This is a genomic window from Streptomyces sp. NPDC050738 (genome assembly GCF_040654175.1).
In the GTDB taxonomy this organism is placed as follows: Bacteria; Actinomycetota; Actinomycetes; order Streptomycetales; family Streptomycetaceae; genus Streptomyces.
In genome coordinates this window covers 347,839-365,563 of sequence record NZ_JBFAHN010000003.1, presented here as the reverse complement: position 1 = coordinate 365,563, position 17,725 = coordinate 347,839, and the positions used below count along the sequence as shown (strand labels likewise).

13 protein-coding genes, 1 tRNA gene and 1 pseudogene are annotated in these 17,725 nt (G+C 69.5%); 12 read left to right on the top strand and 3 right to left on the bottom strand.

Annotation, left to right across the window (positions count from 1 at the left end; genetic code table 11):
• The first annotated feature begins 18 nt into the window (after positions 1-18).
• The 6 genes from AB0H78_RS09685 to AB0H78_RS09660 all read left to right on the top strand — a co-directional run bounded on the left by AB0H78_RS09685 (position 19) and on the right by AB0H78_RS09660 (position 6,261).
• Entirely contained in the window at positions 19-1,080 is a 1,062-nt protein-coding gene (locus AB0H78_RS09685; RefSeq protein ID WP_363233723.1) for a 2-aminoethylphosphonate ABC transporter substrate-binding protein, read from the top strand.
• A gap of 133 nt (positions 1,081-1,213) precedes the next feature.
• Positions 1,214-2,707, top strand: a complete 1,494-nt coding sequence (locus tag AB0H78_RS09680) for an alkaline phosphatase family protein (RefSeq protein ID WP_363233722.1) — start codon at positions 1,214-1,216, stop codon at positions 2,705-2,707.
• Between the two features lie 86 nt (positions 2,708-2,793).
• Entirely contained in the window at positions 2,794-3,573 is a 780-nt protein-coding gene (locus AB0H78_RS09675) for an HAD-IIA family hydrolase (RefSeq protein WP_363233721.1), read from the top strand.
• 94 nt (positions 3,574-3,667) lie between these two features.
• Positions 3,668-4,201 (top strand): hypothetical protein, encoded by a 534-nt coding sequence (locus AB0H78_RS09670; protein WP_363233720.1) that lies wholly within the window; start codon positions 3,668-3,670, stop codon positions 4,199-4,201.
• A 1-nt stretch (position 4,202) separates the two neighbouring features.
• Positions 4,203-4,874, top strand: a complete 672-nt coding sequence (locus AB0H78_RS09665; protein WP_363233719.1) for a class F sortase — start codon at positions 4,203-4,205, stop codon at positions 4,872-4,874.
• Between the two features lie 373 nt (positions 4,875-5,247).
• Positions 5,248-6,261, top strand: a complete 1,014-nt coding sequence (locus tag AB0H78_RS09660) for a glycoside hydrolase family 6 protein (RefSeq protein WP_363233718.1) — start codon at positions 5,248-5,250, stop codon at positions 6,259-6,261.
• A 242-nt stretch (positions 6,262-6,503) separates the two neighbouring features.
• Here AB0H78_RS09660 and AB0H78_RS09655 read toward each other — a convergent pair whose 3' ends face one another.
• Together AB0H78_RS09655 and AB0H78_RS09650 are read right to left on the bottom strand one after the other, a co-directional pair.
• Entirely contained in the window at positions 6,504-8,438 is a 1,935-nt protein-coding gene (locus AB0H78_RS09655; RefSeq protein WP_363233717.1) for a kelch motif-containing protein, read from the bottom strand.
• Entirely contained in the window at positions 8,435-10,372 is a 1,938-nt protein-coding gene (locus tag AB0H78_RS09650) for a cellulose synthase catalytic subunit (RefSeq protein ID WP_363233716.1), read from the bottom strand. The genes AB0H78_RS09655 and AB0H78_RS09650 overlap by 4 nt, the downstream gene beginning before the upstream one ends.
• Positions 10,373-10,814: 442 nt before the next feature.
• Between AB0H78_RS09650 and AB0H78_RS09645 the strand changes: the two genes are divergently transcribed.
• Positions 10,815-11,540 carry a trypsin-like peptidase domain-containing protein gene (locus tag AB0H78_RS09645; protein ID WP_363233715.1) on the top strand — a complete coding sequence of 242 codons (726 nt, stop codon included), beginning with the start codon at positions 10,815-10,817 and terminating at the stop codon, positions 11,538-11,540.
• 66 nt (positions 11,541-11,606) lie between these two features.
• Here AB0H78_RS09645 and AB0H78_RS09640 read toward each other — a convergent pair.
• A tRNA-Lys gene (locus AB0H78_RS09640) sits at positions 11,607-11,680 on the bottom strand.
• A 175-nt stretch (positions 11,681-11,855) separates the two neighbouring features.
• On the opposite strand from AB0H78_RS09640, the gene AB0H78_RS09635 reads away from it, so the two are divergent.
• From AB0H78_RS09635 to AB0H78_RS09615, 5 genes and pseudogenes are all read left to right on the top strand, one after another.
• Positions 11,856-13,121 (top strand): peptidoglycan-binding protein, encoded by a 1,266-nt coding sequence (locus AB0H78_RS09635; protein ID WP_363233714.1) that lies wholly within the window; start codon positions 11,856-11,858, stop codon positions 13,119-13,121.
• A gap of 32 nt (positions 13,122-13,153) precedes the next feature.
• Positions 13,154-14,224 (top strand): annotated as a pseudogene (locus AB0H78_RS09630) (SPFH domain-containing protein); the annotation flags it as partial.
• Positions 14,225-14,334: 110 nt separating this feature from the next.
• Positions 14,335-14,934, top strand: a complete 600-nt coding sequence (locus AB0H78_RS09625) for a lytic polysaccharide monooxygenase (RefSeq protein ID WP_363233713.1) — start codon at positions 14,335-14,337, stop codon at positions 14,932-14,934.
• Between the two features lie 35 nt (positions 14,935-14,969).
• Complete coding sequence (locus AB0H78_RS09620; RefSeq protein ID WP_363234093.1) at positions 14,970-16,673, top strand: AMP-binding protein; 1,704 nt, start codon at positions 14,970-14,972, stop codon at positions 16,671-16,673.
• A gap of 74 nt (positions 16,674-16,747) precedes the next feature.
• On the top strand, positions 16,748-17,692 hold the full coding sequence (locus AB0H78_RS09615; protein ID WP_363233712.1) for an SGNH/GDSL hydrolase family protein: 945 nt from the start codon (positions 16,748-16,750) through the stop codon (positions 17,690-17,692).
• Positions 17,693-17,725: the final 33 nt, after the last annotated feature.

Below are 17,725 nucleotides of genomic sequence, written 5' to 3'. Positions count from 1 at the left end.
CAGGAGACGAACCACGCCATGCGCAGCAACCACATCAAGCCGATCGCCGCCCTCGCAGGGTCCCTCGTCCTCGCCGGCTCCCTGACCGCCTGCGGCGGCTCCGCCGGTGCCTCCGACGCCAAGGAAGTCACCGTCTACAGCGCCGACGGGCTCAAGGGCGAGAACGGCGACGGCTGGTACGACCAGGTCTTCAAGGACTTCACCGCGAAGACCGGCATCAAGGTCAAGTACGTCGAGGGCGGCTCCGGCGAGATGGTCCAGCGCGCCGTCCGCGAGAAGTCCAACACCCAGGCCGACGTCATCGTCACCCTCCCGCCGTTCATCCAACAGGCCGACGAGAAGGGGCTGTTGCAGAGCTACAAGCCCGCGGGATCCGAGAACGTCGACGCCACCTCCAAGTCCGCCGACGGCAAGTGGACCTCCGTCGTCAACAACTACTTCGGCTTCATCTACAACAAGAAGGAGCTGAAGACCGCCCCCACCACCTGGGACGAGCTGACAGGCCCCAAGTACAAGGGCAAGCTGCAGTACTCGACCCCCGGCGTCGCGGGCGACGGCACCGCCGTCCTCATCAAGGCCATGCACGACTTCGGCTCCAAGGACGCCGCCCTCTCCTACCTGGGCACGCTCCAGTCCAACAACGTCGGCCCCTCCGCCTCCACCGGCAAGCTCGCCCCCAAGGTCGACAAGGGCGAGATCATCGTCGCCAACGGTGACGTGCAGATGAACTACGCGCAGGCCAAGACCATGCCCAACCTCGGCATCTGGTTCCCGGCGAAGGCCGGCGGAAAGCCCACCACCTTCGCTCTCCCGTACGCCGCCGGCCTCGTCGCCAAGGCCCCGCACACCGCCAACGGCAAGAAGCTCCTCGACTTCATGCTCGACGCCAAGCAGCAGCAGGAGGTCAGCTCCATAGGCGGCGGCTTCACCTCCCGTACGGACGTGAAGGCCACCGACGCCAATGCGACCGCGCTCACCCAGCTCATGAGCGGCGTCGAGATCTTCCAGCCCGACTGGGCCGACATCTCCAAGAACCTCGCCTCGTACGTGGAGGGTTGGAAGTCCGCCACGCACAGCTAATCCAGCGTTCACCGCTCAGTATCTGGTCTCCGGCGATCTGTAGCGGAAAGATAACGGGTCTAGTCCCAGTGTCTCAACACCCTTGGATACGCAGGGGTGTTGGGACGCCCCCCACTCCCACCCGGAGGACACCGTGTCTGCCCGTCTGTCCCGCCGCTCCCTCCTCGTCGGCGCCGCCGCCCTCGCCACCGTCGCCGGTCCCCTCGGCTCCGTCGCCCGCGCCGCGGCCAAGACCCCCAAGGTCCTGGTCATCGGCCTCGACGGCACCCTGCTGAGCAGAATCAAGGACGCCGACGCCCCGCATCTCGGCGCCCTGATGGCCGGCGGCCTCACCGCCGCCAGCCCGCTGTACGCCAACCCCCTCGCCCCCACGCTCTCCGGGCCCGGCTGGTCGACGATCATCACCGGGGTCTGGCCGGACAAGCACCACGTCAAGGACAACAACTTCACCGGCAGCGACTTCACCCAGTACCCCGACTTCCTCACCCGCGCGGAGACCGCGAAGCCCGGCCTCGGCACGTACGCGATCGCCTCCTGGAACCCGATCACCACCACCGTCTTCTCCGCGAAGGTCGACACCCGCGTCAACACCCCGAGCGCCGAGTACGACACCGGCACCACCTCGCGCCTCGTCACCCAGCTCGCCTCCGGCTCCGCCGACGCGCACTTCGTGCAGCTCGACGGCGTCGACGAGGCGGGGCACGCGCACGGGGCCGCCAGCCAGCAGTACCTGGACGCGATCCACGCCGTGGACGCCTCGGTCGGAAAGTTCGTCGCCGCCGTCACGTCCCGTGCCTCGTACGCGAACGAGAGCTGGCTCATTCTCATCACCGCCGACCACGGCCACACCGACCCGGGCGGCCACGGCGGCTCCAGCTGGCAGGAGCGCCAGACGTTCCTGATCGCCAACGGGGCCGGGATCAGCGCCGGTTCGACCCGCTACGACATCAAGATGCCCGACGTCGCCGTCTCCGCCCTCGCCCACCTCGGCATCGCCATCGACCCCGCCTGGGGACTCGACGGGCGCCCCCTCCAGCAGCCCGCGCCCGACGCGTTCGACGCCCTGCGTCCCCAACTCCACACCCCTGTCGACGAGTCGGGCATAGGCGCCGGTGTCATCGGCTTCACCCACACCCCGCCGGCCGGCTGGTCCGTCGACAACACCGCGATGGGCACCGGCGGTGTCACCGAGTGGCGCGGCTGGTCCTTCACCACCGACGAGTTCTGGACCAAGGCCGAGCGCGACCAGCAGCGCGAATCCAACATCCGGGCCCGGAACGTCTTCGCCGTCGCGGACGGCGACGAGTGGTCCGACAAGGCCGTCACCGGGTCCTTCGACTCGACGCTGATCAGCCCCGCGTTCCCCGTCACGGCCGGGCGCGCGGCCACGCTCACGTACACGACCTTCTACCGCCAGGAGGCCCCGCAGAAGGGCGAGGTCCTGGTGAGTTACGGCGGCGGGACCCCGGTCGGCGTGAAGGCGTACACCGCCGACACCTCCTCCAGGACCGAGAACCTCACCCTCCAGGTCCCCGCGGGGGCCTCCACCGCCCAGGTCCGCTTCCGCTACACCGGGGGCAACAACTGGTACTGGGTGATCGACGGGGTCAAGATCACCGCATCTTGATTAGTCTGGGGGCGTCGGGGGGCACAGAGCGGTGCGACCGGCGTCCCCAGCTTCAGTTTCACCGCGTACGGCAGGAGTCCCGTCCCATGGCAGAGCGCAAGCCGATCGAATCCTGGCTCACCGACATGGACGGTGTCCTCATCCACGAGGGCACCCCCATCCCCGGCGCCGACGCCTTCATCAAGCGGCTGCGCGACTCCGGGAAGCCCTTCCTGGTCCTCACCAACAACTCGATCTACACCGCCCGCGACCTGCACGCCCGGCTCAGCCGGATGGGCCTGGACGTCCCCGTCGAGAACATCTGGACCTCCGCGCTCGCCACCGCGAAGTTCGTCGAGGCGCAGAACCCGGGCGGCACCGCGTACGTCATCGGCGAGGCCGGGCTGACCACCGCCCTGCACGACGCCGGGTACATCCTCACCGACCACGAGCCCGACTTCGTGATCCTCGGCGAGACGCGGACGTACTCCTTCGAGGCCATGACCAAGGCCGTACGGCTGATCAACGACGGTGCCCGCTTCATCTGCACCAACCCCGACGAGACCGGCCCCTCCGCCGAGGGCGCGCTGCCCGCCACCGGGTCCGTCGCCGCGCTGATCACCAAGGCCACCGGCAAGGACCCGTACTTCGTGGGCAAGCCGAACCCGCTGATGATGCGCACCGGGCTGAACACCATCGGCGCGCACTCCGAGTCCAGCGCGATGATCGGCGACCGGATGGACACCGATGTGCTGGCGGGTCTTGAGGCCGGGATGGAGACCTTCCTGGTGCTGACGGGGCTCACCGGCAAGGCGGACATCGACCGCTATCCGTTCCGCCCGACCCACATCGCCGACTCGATCGCGGACCTCGTCGACCTGATCTGAGACCGCCGCGCGCCCGCATTCTCGCCCGAACGGGCTAGTGGGGATGCGGGCACGGCCTTAGCACGTGAGCCTTCGAAGTACCAGGAGGTTCACTATGCGTATATCTCGTGTCACATTCTGTGCCGCGGCGGTCGGTGCCGCGGTCCTGCTCCCCGTGTCCGCCGCCGGTGCGGAATCCGAGGCCACCGGCAGTGTCACCGTCACCCCGTCCGTCATCGCGCCCGGCGGGGTGGTGGACCTCCGGGTGAGCGTGTGCAGCGGCGAGAACGCCGTCGGCACCTCGGACGCGTTCGTCTCCGAGGCGCAGTTCGCCCCGGCCGCCGACGGCGGGCTCTTCGCCGAGATGAAGATCCGCTCCGACGCCACGGCGCGCGAGTACCCCGTCACGGTCAACTGCCAGGACAGCTCCGGCAGGGCCAGCGGGACCATCACCGTCATCCGGGCCACCGCCTCGCCCGTCGCCCCCGTGCACGCGGGCGGCGGAGGTGCGGCGCTGCTCGCGTCCGAAGGCGCCAAGGAGGAGGCACCCGGCACCCGGCACGCGCTGATCGGCCTCGGCCTGGCCGGAGTCGCGGCCGTGGCTGTCGCCGGGCGGAGCGTGCGCCGCCGCCGACAGGGCAGCAAGTGACATGTCCGACTCCCGTTCGTCGGGTTCGGGCAGGCTGCTGACCGGAGTCGCCTGGGCGGTCCTGCTCCTCGGGCTCTGGCTCTGGGGCAAGAACATCGGCGACGGCTCCGGCAGCGGCAGTTCGGCCCCGGCCACGGGAGACGTGGCGGCGGTGGGGCGCCCGCTGGAGGTGCCGCTGCCGCCGGCGCACGAGCCTCTGCGCGGTGCGAAGCCGCAGCGCGTGGACATCCCATCGGTGGGCATCACCGCGCCGGTCATGGCCCGGGGGCTCGACGCGAGCGGCGGGGTCGACCCGCCGCCCTTCGCGTCTCCGGGCACGGTCGGCTGGTACGACGAGGGCACCCGGCCGGGAGCCTCCGGGCCCGCCCTGCTGGTCGGCCATGTCGACACCAGGGACAAGCGGGCCGTCTTCTACGGACTGAGCTCGGCCAGGCCCGGCGAGAAGGTCCGGGTGACGGGGGTCGACGGCACGGTCGCCGAGTTCACCATCGACGACGTCCAGGTCGTCCAGCGCGACCACTTCGACCCGCAGAAGGTGTACGGGGCGCACAAGCGCGGGCGGGCGGAGCTGCGGCTGATCACCTGCGGCGGGACATATGACAGGGAGGAGGAGGCCTACTCGGCGAACGTCGTGGTCTCCGCGTACCTGACGGATGTGCCGAAGGCATCGTGAGACCGGGGCCATGTGACGCGCGTAAACGCAGCCCGGCCGACGTACTGCTCCCCCCGGGAGTCGCCGGCCGGGCTGGTCCTCGACCGCGGGTGCACGGACTGCGGGAGAAGTCCGGCACCGGCACGGGAGGTGCAAGGAAGACCAGTGGCATATTTGGCGGGCCAGGGACCGGGGCCACTTCAGACACTGTAGGACGTTCAACTGCCCTGGCCTAGAGGCTATTTGACGCCATGTCGTGAATCTGTCGCTGTGCGTGGTGATGGCGCTCCCGTAACAGGTCATAGACGAAGAAGCCGGACCCCACTGTTGTCCGAAGTCGTATGTCACAGTGGACGGGACAGTGTGTGCCGCGAGTGCACCCAAGGGGGAGTGGATGTACGGCAGTTATGCGCGGAAGGCCGCACTGGGGGCTGTGGGGGCCGTGGTTCTGCTGGCGGGGTGTTCCTCGTCGGACGGCGGTGATTCCGGCAAGGGGACGACGTCGCCCCCGGTCTCGCAGCAGCCGAAGGGCGACGACCCGTTCTGGGTGAACCCCGACGGGAACGCGGCTCAGCAGGTCTCCACGTACACGAAGGGCGGCGACAGCAAGAACGCCGCTCTGATCCGGAAGATCGCCTCGCAGCCGACCGGCGAATGGATCGGCCCCGACGATCCGCAGGCCGAGGCGCGGGGCTTCACGGAGGCTGCGGAGAAGGCCGACCGGGACGCGCTCCTGGTGCTCTACAACATCCCCCACCGCGACTGCGGCCAGCACTCGGCGGGCGGCGCGTCCGACGGGGACGCGTACCGCGCGTGGGTGGACAAGGTGGCCCAGGGGATCGGGGACCGGCCGGCGACGGTGATCCTGGAGCCGGACGCGGTGCTGCACATGGTCAATGAGTGCACGCCCCAGGAGTTCCACGAGGAGCGGTACGACCTGCTGAAGAAGGCCGTCGAGCGGCTCAAGCAGCAGCCCTCGGTGAAGGTCTACCTCGACGCGGGGAACGCGGGCTGGCAGAAGCCCGACGCACTGTTCCAGCCGCTGCAGCGGGCGGGGATCGCGGAGGCCGACGGATTCGCGGTCAACGTTTCCAACTTCCAGACGACGGGGGCCAGTACGGAGTTCGGCAAGGCGTTGTCCGCGAAGGTCGGCGGCAAACACTTCGTGATCGACACGAGCCGCAATGGCAACGGCCCCTATACGGGCGGCGACCCGAACGAGAACTGGTGCAATCCGCCGGGCCGGGCGCTGGGCGAGCCCCCGTCGACGGCGACGGTCGATCCGCTGGTGGACGCGTACCTGTGGGTGAAGCGGCCGGGGGAGTCGGACGGGGACTGCAAGGGCGGGCCCAAGGCGGGGGACTGGTGGGCAGAGTACGCGTTGGGCTTGGCCCGCAATACGAAGTAGGGGGCGGGTGGGCGCGCCTCCTCCCGGGGCTCCGCCCCGGACCCCGGTCCTCAATCGCCGGACGGGCTTGATTTTGCCTGGCGTGGGCTTGCTTGTGCGGGTGTCCGCACTTGTGATCCGAGTTCGGCAAGATCCAGCCCGTCCGGCGATTGAGGACACGTGGCCGTAGGCCGCGTGCGGCGGGGGCCGGGGTGCTGCCCCGGTTTCGGGAAGGGGCGGGGTGGGGGAGAGCTCCTGCGCCCCTACGGCACCCGCACCCACCGCGCCTCCGAAGGCGTTCCCTGATCATCCGTCACGAACAGCATGTACCAACCCGGTTGGACCAGATTCTTGTTGGCCGGCACAGTGACCCGCACCCCGCCCGACGCCTTCTTCACCTCCAGCGCGATCGACGTCTGGTCGATGTCCGTGACATGCGTCGAGGCGCTCGGCTTGATCAGCCGCGCCGACCTGATCGCATCCGCGTGCGCCGTCCTGAACACCCCGCTCGCGCCCCGCGCAAGCGACCCCGGCCCCGCCCCCAGCTCCGGACGCCCGTCCCGGTAGAGATACGGCGGCGTGTAGATCTCGATGCGCTGCTCGAAGACCCCCGGCTTGGTGTCGCCCTGGTCGGAGTAGAGCGAGTCGCCGCCGAACGTCAGCACCCGCCCGTCGGGCAGCAGGACCGACCCCGAGTGGTAGTTCCGCCCCACCTCGGGGTCGGCAACGCGCCGCATCCGCCCGGTCGTCGCGTCGTACAGCCGCGCCTGGAGGATGTTGGAGCCGCCGCGGCCCCGGTAGTCGTTCGAGCCGCCGGTGATCAGCACCGAGTCGTCGGGCAGGATCGAGGACGCGGGGTAGCGGGTGCCCTGGTCGAGTGAGGGGCCGTCCTTGAAGGACGGGTCGGGGACGCTCAGGTCGATGATGCGGGTCTTGGCGGAGGACGCGGCCGACTCGCCGACACCCCCACCCCCCAGCACCATGAACTTCTGGCTCTGCGAGGGCGGCAGCCGCACCGTGCCCGCCGTCTCCATGTCGGACGCGTCGCCGAGACCGGGCAGCTTCACGAAGGAGTTCGTCTCGACGTCCCAGACGCCGGGGTCGCGGCCCACATCGTCCGGCCCGTAGCCCGCGTTCGCGCCCGAGTAGAAGAGCTTGCCGTCCTGGAGGAGGAAGACCGCCGGATACGTGGGGAACTGGCGGATCCCCTTCGTGTACGTCCACTTCTTCGTCGTCGGGTCGTACACCTCGTTCTTTCCGGGGACGAGCTGGCCGATCTCGTCCAGCCCGGACAATGCGAGGATCTTCCCCGACGAGAGGGTGGTGAGCGTCGGGTACCAGCGGGCCTCGTTCATCGGGTCGACGGTGATGTACTTCTCCGCCTTCGCGTCGAACTCGTACGCCTCGCGGATGCCCTGGAAGTCCTTCTTGTCGAGGGCGAGCTTCTGCGCCATCCCGTATACGTTGCGTACGTCCGACCCCTTGAGACCTGCGACCCGGTAGTTGTCCTGCGTGCCGGTCTCGTACTTCTGCCCGGACAGCGGCGCCTCGACGTAGATCCGCCCCAGGCCCGGATCGTTGCGCAGGAACTTGCCGGTCGCCTTGTCGAAGACCTTCGTGGCTCGGGGGACCAGGACGGGGTCCTTGGAGACGAAGGTCTTCGTGTTCTGCCGGCCCGTGAAGCGCGTGCCCGCGGGGAGCGTGATCGGCTTGTCCGGGTCCTCGTTGTGCACGATCATCAGGCCGCCGGCCTTGGTGACGTCGCCCTTGAGCTTTTCGTAGCGCTTGGTTCCGCCCGCGATCAGCAGGTCCCCGTTGGGCAGTTGGGTGTGCCCCGAGCAGAACAGGTCCTTCGGGGTCGGGATGTTCTTGAAGGTGTCCTTCGCCGGGTCGTAGAGCACCGACCGGAAGCTCTTCGCGTCGAAGTTCTTCTGGTTGTTGCCGGAGCCCGCGACCAGCAGGATCTTGCCGGTGTGGAGCAGGGCGGCGTGGATCGTGTTGATCTTGTACTCGGACGGGATGTCCAGCGTCGCCCAGTGCCCGTTGTCCGCTTTGTACTCGGGCTTGTTGATCGTGTAGGTGTGGTACTTGTCCGTTCCGACCCGGTACAGCCAGGGCCCGTTCGCTCCCGCCAGCGCGAGGACCACCGCCGTCGTGATCGCCAGTCGGCGGGTACGGCGGCTTGGACGGTACTTCATTTGTTACGTCCCCCAAGGGCGATCTGCATGGTCTGGTCGCCGGACGCCCAGGTGGGCTTCTGCTGCGGTGCGTGCGGCGCGGCCGGCGGCTTGGGCGGCCCCGGCTGCGGCGGGTGCTCCCGGTCCTGCGGCCCGGCCTTCGCCTTCTTCTTGTCCTGGCGCATGGTCCAGCGCCAGATGAGGATCGGCGACGCGGTCATCAGCAGGGCGAGCGAGGCCCAGGTGAGCATCGCCGGATGGCTGTGGCCGAAAACGAACGATGCGGCGAGGGACCCGCCGAAGACCAGGATGAAGAAGAGGTGGATCCGGAACGTGCCGAAGAGGGTGTCAGGGCTGGAGGAGTCGCCCTTGGGCGTCACCACGAACGTGCTCTTGCGGCGCAGCACGGCGTCGAAGAGCGAGCGGGCGTAGACCGGCGCGGAGAGCGCGGACATCACCATGCCGGCCAGGCCGCCCGAGCCCTCCGGTTCGTGGGGGGAGACATTGTGGCGGCGGTTCCAGATGTAGAGGCCGATCTGGAGGGCCGAGGCGTTGCCGTACAGCATCATCCACACCGACGGATCGATCTGTACGCCCGATGCGCCCATGCCCAGGAAGAGGGCGCAACTGAGCGCCGCCAGGATCCAGTTCATCGCGGACATCGGGTAGAAGATGATCATCATCGTGTAGTTGAAGAACTTGCCCGGCGGGAGCGTGAAGGGCCCCTTCCAGAACTGCTTGAGGATCGTCTCGTACGTCCCCCGCGACCAGCGCAGCTGCTGGGTGAAGAAGTCCGTCCAGGCCGTGGGCCCCTCGCCGACCGCGAGCACGTCGGGGGTGTAGACCGAGCGCCATTTGCGGCCCGTCTCCGGGTTCTTGGCGCGGTGCAGTTCGAAGCCGGTGGCCATGTCCTCGGTGATGGAGTCGTACAGGCCGCCGATGCCCTTGATCGCCTTGATGCGTACGGCATTGGAGGTGCCGACGAACATCGGTGCGCCGTACGCGTTGCCCGCACGCTGGATCAGGGCATGGAAAAGGAACTGCTGGGACTCCGCGGCCTTCGTCACGAAGGAGTCGTAGTTGCCGTAGACCTGCGGGCCGATGACGAAGCCGATGTCCGGGTCGCGGAAGTAACCGAGCATCCGCTCCAGGTAGTTGGGGAGCGGTACGTGGTCGGTGTCGACGGAGGCGAAGAAGTCGTAGTCGCCGCCGTGGGCCTGGAGCCAGGCGTTGTAGTTGCCGTGCTTGGTCTTCGCGCGGTGCGGGCCCTTGGGCTGGTTCCACTGCGCGACGCCCTTGCGGGAGAAGTGGTGGACTCCGAGCCGCGCACAGACCTCCTTGACGGCGGGGTCGTCGCCCTCGTCGAGCAGCCAGACATGCAGCAGGCCCCGGTGACGGATCTTCACCGCGGCCTCCAGGGTCTTCGTCACCATCTCCAGGGGCTCTTTGCCGGGTACGAAGGAGGTGAGGAAGGCGACCTTGGTGCCCATCTCGGGCACCACGGGGACCGGGTCTCTCGCCACGAGCGTGGCGTGCGCGTTGGACAGGACGTTCATGCAGCGGAAGAACTCGATCAGGCCGATCGAGACGAGCATGACGAGGTCGAGGACCTTCAGCGTGTCCGAGGCGTAGTCGCGCTGGGTCCAGTGCTCCGGCTGCATCAGCCAGGCCAGCAGACCCAGCGAGAGCAGCGGGGCCGCGCCGAGCAGCAGGGCGGCGCGGAAGCGGTGCGGTTCCTGCGAGAGCAGCGTGCGGTACTGGACCCTGTATGGCCGGGTCGGGTCGGGCTGGGTCAGCGGCCCCGCGAGCCGGCTGTAGTGCTCGTAGTCGTAACGAGGCAGGGCCTTGGCGGGCCGAGGACTCCGTCCGCCGGTCCGCAGCTGCTGAGGTACCCGCAACTGGGTGGTCTGGGACGGGTCTTCGCCCCGTCGGGCGCCGGTAGGCGTCGACGTCATGAGTCATCCCCCCGCACGCAAGCTGGCTGCGTGTTCGGTCGGTCTCCACTTCCGCCCGGACAGGCCCCCTCGAACCTTCCCGGACGCAATCACTGGTGGCTGGCTGCCGTCCGTACAGACGCGGGAAGACCATCCTCCGGTTGCGTGATGATCGTCCGCACATCTGTTCTTGAACGGGGTCCCCAATCCCCGCACAGCCCCCAGACGCCCCCCAACTCCTTTACGTTTGTGCCCCATTGAGGCCATTGGCTCCTGGTCAGATTGTCCGACCTCCAGCTTGAACGCAAGGGTGAAACGAACTGTTTACCGGGCATGCAGGCGAGATGAGGGGTCTTTGTGGCGGTCGCGTGAAGAGGTTGAGACGGGTGAGGTGAGAACGTTGCTTTGGTGATGACGGGGCGCTGCAAAGGCGGCGTTCAGAATCGTTCGGCATGATGCTGGGGTGACCCATCGGATGCCGACCCTGGCGCTCGCGCTCGCCGCATCACTGCTCGCCGGCCCGCAGAGCGCGGGCGTGACCGCGGCGCGCGGTGACTCGCGCATGGTGTGGAGCGTGGCCTCCACGGCCCCGGTCGGCGCGCTCTTCCACGGTTCGATGGAGGACGGCGACCACAGCTGCACGGCGAGCGTGGTGAGCAGCGAGGGGCGCGACATGCTCGTGACGGCGGCGCACTGCCTGGACGGCATCTCCATCCGCGATCTGACCTTCGTTCCCGGCTATCACGACGGAGTGGCGCCGTACGGGGAGTGGGACATCGCCTGGACATCCGCGGCCCCCGAGTGGAACTACGGCGGGGACGAGGACGCGGACGTGGGCTTCGCGGCCGTCGAGCCGAAGGACGGTGTGCGGATCCAGGACGTGGTCGGCGCGTACGCCCTGGGCATCGACCAGGCCCCGGACAGCACGGTGACCGTCACCGGATACCCCTCCGACTTCGAGGTGCCGGTCACCTGTACCGGTACGGCCCGCGCGTACACCGACCAGCAGTGGATCATCGGCTGCCCCGGCTTCAGCGGCGGGACCAGCGGGAGCCCGTGGGTCACCGCGGACGGGAAGGTCGTCGGGGTGATCGGCGGGCACGAGCAGGGCGGGGACACGGACGACATCTCGTACAGCGTCCGCTTCGACGCGGACACCGAAGAGCTCTTCCAGAAGGCCGACGACTGACGCGGGACGGCCGGCACGAAACGACCGAGGCCCCACCAGCGGTACTGGTGGGGCCTCAGGTGTCTGTGCGCCGTCAGGGACTCGAACCCCGGACCCGCTGATTAAGAGTCAGCTGCTCTAACCAACTGAGCTAACGGCGCCTGGTGACCTGGAGAACTTTACCGCACGGCGAGCCGTGCTCCGCACCTCGCCGTGCGTGCGAAGGTTCGATTTGTCGGGGTTTCATCCTTTTCATCCGTCAAAGTGCGATATGCGGCGACAGTTGAGAAGCTGACGCTCGTGAAGTTACGTCACGACATTGCGGAGGGGACGCGCATGATGCTGCCGGTCTTCGAGGAGTACGAACCCGCTCACGACTGCGGGTGCGAAGGATGCATCCAGCAGCGCCGGGCGCTGCGCAACGGGGACCACCCCTCCGCGCACGGCGCCCGCAGGGCGCTGGTCCTCCTCACCGCGGCAGGCGTCGTGCTCGGCGGCACCGGGGTCACCGAAGCCGCCGCCCGCACCTCCCCGACCGCCGCACAGCCCGACAGCCCCCAGGCCGCCGTCGCCCAGCACCCGCTGGCCCGCAAGCTGCCCTCCACCACCCGGTCCGACATCATCACCAGGGCGCAGCTCTGGGTGGGCGCGCAGGTCCCGTACAGCATGGACAAGTTCTATGCGGACGGGTACCGGCAGGACTGCTCGGGCTTCGTCTCGATGGCCTGGAACCTGGACGGCAGCGAGTGGACGGGCAGCCTCGCCGAGTACGGGACGCGGATAGCCGCCTCCGATCTCCAGCCCGGCGACATCCTGCTCTTCCACAATCCCGCCAACCCCACCAAGGGCTCGCACGTGACCATCTTCGGCGGCTGGGCCGACGCCTCGCACACCTCGTACGTCGCGTACGAGGAGACGAGGCCGCACGCCCGCCGGCAGATCACCCCGTACGCGTACTGGAGCAACTCCAGCCGCTACGTGGCCTACCGCTACAAGGGCCTGATCGGCGGGAGCACGGGCGGCAGCGGCGCCGGAACCTCGGCCCGCTTCCCGGGGACGAAGTACTTCGGCCCGGGCGCCAAGAACGCCTACGTCACCCAGCTCGGCCGGATGCTCGTCGCGCGCGGCGGCACCCGCTTCTACCAGCAGGGTCCCGGGCCCAGCTGGGGCAACGCCGACCGGCTCGCCACCCAGGCCTTCCAGAAGGCGCAGGGCTGGAAGGGTTCGGCGGCCGACGGGCTGCCGGGGCCCGCCACCTGGGGGCTGCTCGCCGGAGGCGGCGGCCGGAGCATTCCCAAGGCGGGACAGGGCGGCAGCCCGGGGAGCGGCGGGAGCAGTTCCCCTTCGGCCCAGGGCTCTGTAGGCCGGGATTTCCCCGGTGGGGGCTATTTCCGGCCGGGGCAGAGCAACGCCCAGGTCACCGCGCTCGGAAAGCAGCTGGTGAAGAAGGGCTTCGGCACGTACTACACCTCGGGTCCCGGACCGCGCTGGGGCGAGGCGGACCGGCGCAACGTCGAGGCCTTCCAGCGCGCGCAGGGCTGGCGCGGCGGAGCGGCAGATGGCTACCCCGGCCCCGAAACCTGGCGGCGGTTGTTCGCATGACGGAGGCAGCGATGAATTCCCTTGAGCCCGTACGACGGACTTCGGTCATCCTCAACGAGTCCACGACCGAGATCCCGGTGCACCTGCTCTTCCGGGACGACCCGGAGCCGGACGGCACCCTGGCGGCGAAGCCGAAGGCCGTGCGCCGCCCGGCGTCCGCGCCGCGTTACCCGGCCAGGCCCGCACCGCCCGCCGACGCCCGGCTCGCCGAACGGCCCGGGCCCGTGCTGCCCGGCTGGCTCGCGGTCTTCACCGGTGGTGCCGCGCTGGCCGGGATCGTGGCGGCGCTGTGGCGGGCGGGGGTGATCGGGGCGCCGGTGACCGGGGCGCTCGGGATCGAGTCGTATCCGTACGACGGTCTGGCGATCGGTCAGGCCGCCGCGCTCGCCGTGCTGGCGGCGGTTCTCCTCTTCGCGTTCGGCGGGCTCGGGCGCGGGCGGGCCGGGCACGCGTGGGTGCTGACGCTCTGCGGGGACTACCGGGGGAGCGTGCGGCGGACCGGTCTGGTCTGGCTGAGCCCGCTGCTGCTGCGCCGCCGGGTGGATGTGCGGCTGCGGCACTGGCGCAGCGAGCCGATGCCCGCGGTGGACGCGCAGGGCACGGCGCTGCAGGTCGTGGTGCTCGTGGTGTGGCGGATCAGGGACACGGCGCGGGCGACGTTCGCGGTCGCCGACCATCAGGCGTATCTGCGCGAGCAGGTCGAGGCGTCGATGGCGCGGGTGCTCTCGCAGCTCCCGGCCGACGCCTTCCACGCGGAGGCCGACGCGCCGACGCTGCGCAACGCCGAAGCGGTCGGCAACGCGCTGACCCGGCTGCTGAAGGCGGAGGCGGCGCCGGTGGGCATCGACGTCTTCTCGGCGCAGCCGACGCGCATCGAGTACGCGCCCGAGGTGGCCGCCGCGATGCAGCGGCGGCGGGTGGCGGCGATCGACGCCAAGCACCGGGACGCCGTGCTGACCTCGGTGGTGGACGCGGTCGACGACACCGTGACGCGGCTGACGGACCGCGGACTCGTCGAATTGGACGACTACGAGCGCAAAGCTCTCGTCAAGGATCTGACGGTGGCGTTCTACACGGGGCGGCAGCCCGGGGCTTCTTCGTAACGGCCGAAGTTCCGGCATTGGTATGGACATGTTCAAGTGACGTCCATACATTGGGACTTGGTCTAGACCGCACGTGCAGAAGAACACCCCCACGTTCTCTGAGGAGCGGTATGAAGAAGCAACTCGGCGTGGCCGTTGTCGGCCTCGCCGTCGCAGGCGTGTCCCTGCTCGCCACCTCCCCCGCGAGCAGCCACGGCTACACCGATCAGCCCATGAGCCGTCAGAAGCTCTGCGCCAACGGCACCGTGACCGGCTGTGGTGCCATCCAGTACGAACCCCAGAGTGTCGAGGGGCTCAAGGGCTTCCCCGGCGCCGGGCCCGCCGACGGATCGATCTGTTCCGCCGGGCACACCAACTTCGCCGCACTCGACGCGGCCAAGACACCGGGCGGCGGCGCCTGGCCCACCACCAAGCTGACCGGCGGGCAGGGGTACACCTTCCGCTGGCAGTTCACCGCGATGCACTCGACGACCGACTTCAAGTACTTCATCACCAAGAACGGCTGGGACGACTCCAAGCCGCTGACCAGGGCGGCGCTCGATTCCCAGCCGTTCATGACCGTCCCGTACGGGGGTGCGCGGCCCCCGGCCACGCTCTCCCAGCAGGGCACGATCCCCACCCAGAAGACCGGTCACCATGTGATCCTGGCCGTCTGGACCGTCGCTGACACGGCGAACGCCTTCTACTCCTGCGCGGACGTATCGTTCTGACGGTCCGTCAATTACCGTGCTGCCCCATGGATTCCATGGGGAGCGCAGGTACCGTCGCGGAGCTCGTAGAGCGCCAATGGGGTGACGGCAGAGTGGGGCTGCGGGCGGACAGCCTCACTCTGAGCCATCACCAGGTGGCGGCCGGCGCGGCCGCGCGGGCCGCGCTGCTCGTGGACCTGCTGCCGCGGGGCGCCCAGCCGCATCTCGGGGTGCTGCTCGACAACACCCCCGAATTTCCCCTGTGGCTGAGCGCCGCGGCCCTGGCGGGGGTCGCCGTCGCCGGCATCAACCCGACCCGGCGCGGGGCGGAGCTGGCGCGCGACATCGTCCACACCGAGTGCCGGGTGCTGGTCACCTCGCGCGAGCGCGTCGGACTCCTCGACGGGCTCCAACTCCCGGGCGTACGCATGCTGGTGACCGGGACCGATGCGTACGAGGAACTCCTCGCCCCCTACGCGGGTGCCAAGCCGGGCGACGCCGTGGCCAGGGTCGTGGAGCCCGCCAGCCGGATGCTCCTGTACTTCACGTCGGGGTCGACCGGTGCGCCCAAGGCGGCGATCTGCACCCAGGGGCGGCTGGCCGCCGCCGGGCAGTCGCTGGTACGGCAGTTCAAGGTCACCGGGGACGACGTCCACTATGTGTGCATGCCGATGTTCCACGGGAACGCGGTGATCGCGAACTGGGCGCCCGCGCTGGCGGGCGGCGCGTCCGTGGCGCTGCGGGAGAGGTTCTCGGCGTCCGGATTCCTCGGCGACGTAAGGAAGTTCGGGGCGACCTACTTCACGTATGTGGGGCGGGCCGTGCAGTACCTCCTGGCCACTCCCGAACGCGGTGACGACCGTGAGCACGGGCTGCGCATGGGGTTCGGCACGGAGGCGGGCGCGGTGGACGCGGCACGCTTCAAGGCGCGGTTCGGGGCGCCGCTGGTGGAGGGGTACGGATCCTCGGAGGGCGGGGCCGCCGTACAGCGGACCCCGGACACCCCGGCGGGCGCGGTGGGCCGGGCACAGCCCGGCGACCAGCTGGCGGTCGTCGACCCGGAGACGGGCCGGGAGCGCGCCGTCGCCCGCTTCGGGTCGGGCGGACAGCTGCTCAACGGCGCTGAAGCGATAGGGGAGTTGGTGAACCGCGGCCCCAATCCCTTCGAGGGGTACTGGCGCAATGACGCCGCGGACGCGGCCCGGCGGCGCGGTGGCTGGTACTGGACCGGCGACCTCTTCTTCAGGGACGCGGACGGATTCCTGTACTTCGCGGGCCGCACGGACGACCGGCTGCGCGTCGACAGCGAGAACCTGGCCGCGGCGATGATCGAGAACATCCTGGCCCGGTGGGAGGACGCGGCCGCCGTCGCGGTGTACGCCGTACCGGACCCGGTGGCCGGAGACCAGGTGATGGCGGCGGTGGCGCTCCGGGAGGGGGTCGCTTTCGACGCGGAGAGGTTCGCTCGATTCCTGCGTGCGCAGGGCGACTTGGGGACGAAGATGGCACCCCGCTTCGTGCGCCTCGTACGGGAGATGCCGGTGACCGCCACCAACAAGGTGCACCGGGTCGCCCTGCGCGCGGAAGGGTTCGCGGGGAGCGCGGACGAGGTCTGGTGGGCGCCCGACGGGACGTACCGGAAGCTGACCGGGGAAGACGTGGCGGGGCTGCGGGCCGAGTACCGCGAGCGGGGGCGGGAGGAGCTGCTCGACCGGGCCGAAACGGGTCAGCCCGTACGGGGTGATCGCACAGTCGGCTGAGCCGCGCGACTCGCAGGGGTGAATCCGGGCCGGGCGTACCCCGTGCGCGGGCCCATCGGTGGCTTGATGCAGGGATGAAGCCGTCCCGCGCCCTGCTCGCGCTCGCCGTCGCCGCCTGCGCCCTCGCCGCCGCCCCCGCCCATGCGGACCCGGGCCGAGGGCCGCAGTACAACGAGTACGTCGCCCTCGGGGACTCCTGGTCCGCCGACGTCACGCCGATCGGCATCGACTCCACGTACGCGCCAAGCGGCTGCGCGCAGTCGAGCTGGAACTATCCGAAGCAGGTCGCCAAGGCGATCGGCGTGCCCTCCTTCAAGGACGCCACCTGCGGCAGCGCGACCACCGTGGAGATGACGAAGAAGCAGGACGTCAACATCATCCCCGGTCTCGCCTGGGGCACCAACGACGAGCAGTTCAAGCGGCTGACGCCCACCACCGACCTGGTGACCATCGGCATCGGCGGCAACGACATCGGCCTCGCCGGCGCGCTCAAGGGCTGCATCAATCTGCTGCCCCAGCTGGAACTCGTCCCCGGCGCGCATCTGCCCGCCCCGCTCGGCGGCGGGTGCAAGGCGAACTGGGTGAAGCCGGATGGCACGGACGAGATGTCGCAGCGGATCGCGAAGGTGGTGCCGGTGCTCCGCGACACCTTCAAGGCGATCAAGGACCGTTCGCCCAAGGCGAGGGTGCTGGCCGTCGACTATCTGGCGGGAGCGCCGCTGAACCACGGCTGCTACCCGTACCTCCAGGTGCTCGACGACGACCTCCAGTGGATCGGCGCGAAGCTCAAGGAGCTCGACGGGGCGGTCGCGCAGGCCGCGAAGGAGGCGGACGTGGAGTTCGTCGACACCTACACGGGGTCCATCGGCCACGATGTCTGCCAGGCGCCGGGCGTGAAGTACGTCGAGGGCATCGTCCCGCTCTCCGCGACCCCGCTCGGCCTGGCGATCCCCTTCCACCCCAACAGGCTGGGCGCCGACCACCAGGCGGCAGCCGTTCTGGAGGCGCTGAAGAAGTAGGCCGAAGGAGAGTAGGAATGCCGGAAGGGCCGG